This is a genomic window from Frankia sp. CcWB2 (assembly GCF_977927585.1).
This window is the reverse complement of record NZ_CDWRCM010000159.1, coordinates 3,618-6,669: the sequence shown is the minus strand read 5'-3', so window position 1 is coordinate 6,669 and position 3,052 is coordinate 3,618. Positions and strand designations below refer to the sequence as shown.

At 63.3% G+C, this 3,052-nt stretch carries 3 protein-coding genes and 1 pseudogene; 1 reads left to right on the top strand and 3 read right to left on the bottom strand.

Annotated elements, in window-relative coordinates; translation table 11 throughout:
- The 3 genes and pseudogenes from ACY45C_RS15845 to ACY45C_RS15835 all read right to left on the bottom strand — a co-directional run.
- Positions 1 to 384: pseudogene (locus ACY45C_RS15845) on the bottom strand (hypothetical protein); the annotation flags it as partial.
- A complete protein-coding gene (locus ACY45C_RS15840) occupies positions 381 to 737 on the bottom strand; it encodes a hypothetical protein (protein ID WP_462188361.1) in 357 nt (118 codons plus the stop codon). The pseudogene ACY45C_RS15845 and the gene ACY45C_RS15840, both read right to left, overlap by 4 nt.
- Positions 738 to 785: 48 nt before the next feature.
- On the bottom strand, positions 786 to 2,390 hold the full coding sequence (locus ACY45C_RS15835; RefSeq protein ID WP_462188360.1) for an NAD(P)/FAD-dependent oxidoreductase: 1,605 nt from the start codon (positions 2,388 to 2,390) through the stop codon (positions 786 to 788).
- A 471-nt stretch (positions 2,391 to 2,861) separates the two neighbouring features.
- Here ACY45C_RS15835 and ACY45C_RS15830 point away from each other — a divergent pair.
- Positions 2,862 to 3,052, top strand: a 191-nt coding sequence (locus ACY45C_RS15830) for a hypothetical protein (protein ID WP_462188359.1), incomplete at its 3' end; no start/stop codon positions are given.

Below are 3,052 nucleotides of genomic sequence, written 5' to 3'. Positions count from 1 at the left end.
GTCAATCGTCACGTCCTCGCCCCGGGAAACCCACCGGGTCGGGATCACCGCGATGCCGTCCTGTTCGAGCTCTGACAGGTACCGCCGTTTGTCGAGCGTCCCGACGGCCACCCGCATCGAGTTCAGAATGTGAATCTTCCCGTCCAGCTCCAGGTAAAGTTTCCGGATCTTGTCAAGGAAGTCGGGCCGCTCGTGGAAGCCGCGGCACATTCGTAGGTTCACGCCATCGAACGCTGTCCAGTCGACGGCGTGCACGTTGTCGAGGTGAACCGCGACTGCCGTGACACCGTAGTCAGCCAGGGTAGTAACGATCTGTGGGTACTCCGCATGCTGCGAGTCAAAATGTAGGTAGGCGATCGGTCGCCCAGTGGTAACGGCTTTCATTCATCCTTCCTCAGTAAGGCCGCGCGGTTAGCGAATTCGCTGGCCGTCGCGCTGTCGCTGGGGCGGCGTACAAGCAGGCGTAGGCGTCGGACCGCCGTGTCCGCCCCGTCCCACAGATAGGCGGCGGTGAATCCGGCGAGCAGGGCGTACGGCCGCAGCCGGATCACCCACCGCAATCGGGTGTTGGCCGGCACGGGTAACCGGTCCAACCAGGTCGCGGTGCCCTCAGGTCGTAGTTCCGCGGGTTCCACCAGGTCATGAGCTGAAATATCTCGTCCCCGGTCCCCGCCGATCGCCAGCCACCACAGCTTAGGAGTCGAAATGAAATAACTTGCGCGTTTCGAACCCTCCACAGGCCTGTGACCTGCGATGATGCTCTCGATCACGTATTTGTTACTTCATTACGTCCCCTTAGGCAGCGGCGCGGTGACGTTCTGGACGCTACGGACCGTTGGTAGCTTGACACCGTGATCCAGCCGCCAGCGTGCGCGGGCAGCGAGGTTGGCCTGTAGCCGGCTCTGTATCCAATGCACGGTTTCCGGCGGCAACCACCGCCACAGCGGGGCCCGGGAGTAGAACAGCGTGGATTGGAGACGCCGCCGGACGCGGCGGTGCTTCGGGGTCTCCCGAGTGGTGTCGCCCTCGGTGTCGACGAGCCATCGGGTGATCGCTGAACGGGTGCTGCCCACCGACCAGAAGACCATCATGTCGAGCACGTGGGACAACACGAAGAAGCGAGGGTCCGCGATCGCGGCAGTGTACTTTTCACGGACCATCGCGCGCAGCATGTGCCAGTCCTGGCGAGTGGCTCGGTTCACCCGCTCGATATACGCCCGGTCCAGGTGCCCGGAGCGGACGTCGTCCTGGACAATGTTGGCGAGATGCCAACTGGTCACCAGGGCCAGCGCGATTCCCTGGCTGTAGTAGGCGTCGATGATGCTGCCCGCGTCGCCTACCATTGCATATCGCTGCGGGCTGACGAACGTGTCGGTCCAGTGCTGGACGTTGCGGTAGGTCCGGAACTCAAGGAGCGACTCCGGTGCGATTACCTTGTCGAGGACGGGGTGCCGCCGGATGAGATTCCAGAACTGCTCCTGCGGAGTTCGGCCGGGTGGCGCCGACCGCTGGTCGAAAGTCGCACCGACGCTGATCCGGTCCTTCGAGAGCCGGATGACCCAGATCCAGTAACCGCCCCCCCACAAATGTACGGTGTACAGGTCGCGTTGCGTATTGCGGCCGTTAGGGAAGGTATGCGTCCACTCGTCACCGAACAGACCGTCGGTCACGCCCTCGAACTGGCCCCAGACGGCCGTCGTCTGAAATCCGTCAGTCAGCTCCCGCCGCTCCGCGGCATGTCCGCGGCCACGGGCCAACAACCGGTTGCGCCCAGAACAGTCGACGCCCCAGCGCGCCCGGATGATGTTACTGTTTCCGGTTGTGCCGTTAAGCCATTCCACCTGATGCCAGTCCGCTCCCGGGGAGATCTGTATGTCGCTCACTCGGGCGGTGTCGACGAAAGTTATTCCAGCACGCCGTCGGACGGCCGCGCACATCGCATCCTCCGCTTCGGGGCGGACGATCTGCATGTCGAGGAACATGCAGCGGAACCACTTCTTGTCGGGCGCAAGATCGTAGAGATAGTGCGGCGGATTCGGGTCGGCATTGATGGCCCACTCGGTGGCGTCGCGGAAGTCTGATCTGTTCTCCGTGCCGTGGGAGAACCATACACCGAGTTTCGCGAATGATTTCTCGGTGATGAATTTGTCCAGCTCGCCCACAGTGCGGAGAAAAGCACTTGTGAAGCCTAGGAACGACTCTCCGACCTTGTAGCTGTGTTTCTTGTCGCGAAGGTTGTCGATCAGCGTTACTCGCAGGCCTCGTTTGGCAAGCTGAAGGGCGTTCGCCAGGCCTACGATGCCGGCACCGACTACCACGACATCAGTTTCGGAGGTCGTCCGCCGAATCGTCGGCACGCCCCCCATTGAATGGGCTTTCTCGTTGGTCATCAAATCAGGGATTTGTCGAAGTTGCAGGGGGGTGCGGGTCGGCCTCGTCTGCCGGCTGGATTTTCGCACTTGGTCTCGCATGCTTGGTCTCGCATGAAATTTACTTCGTCATAAGTGCACAGGGCTGGTATCGACGATATCAAGGGGCTTGTGTTGGCCAGCTCGCTCACCAGCAGCTCAGTGGGCTCGACGAGGTGGACATCTCCCTCCACTCAGTGCGTCCCACACGAACCGGCGGGCTGCCCGCGCTGACGTCGGCTGCGGGGGCAGCGCCATGATCAGGCTGGGGTACCGCGCCAGTCGCCGCGGCTCCGGCGCCTGGCATCCCAAGGCTGCCGGCAGTGCAGTCTGCGTTCTCGGCATTGGCACAGCCTGAGCGACGGACCGGCGTGCGGGGACGGGAGAACTACCTGTTTCACTACCTGTCCGCCCCAGTTGTGTCCCCCCGCAGGTAGCGGGACGGTGTTGTATGTGTCCGGACGTGGAAGGTCGAACCTGCCGGCGGAACTGACCAGCTTCGTCGGTCGCAGACGGGAGCTGGCAGAGGCATTGCGGTTGCTGTCCGGCGCCCGGTTGCTCACGCTGACCGGGCCCGGGGGGGTCGGGAAGACCCGCCTCGCCCTTCGGCTCGCGGCGGACCGGCAGCGCGCGTTCCCCGACGG

Excerpts from the sequence above, each read along its gene's own strand:
- ACY45C_RS15835 (WP_462188360.1), bottom strand. The coding sequence starts at position 2,390 with ATGACCAACGAGAAAGCCCATTCAATGGGGGGCGTGCCGACGATTCGG.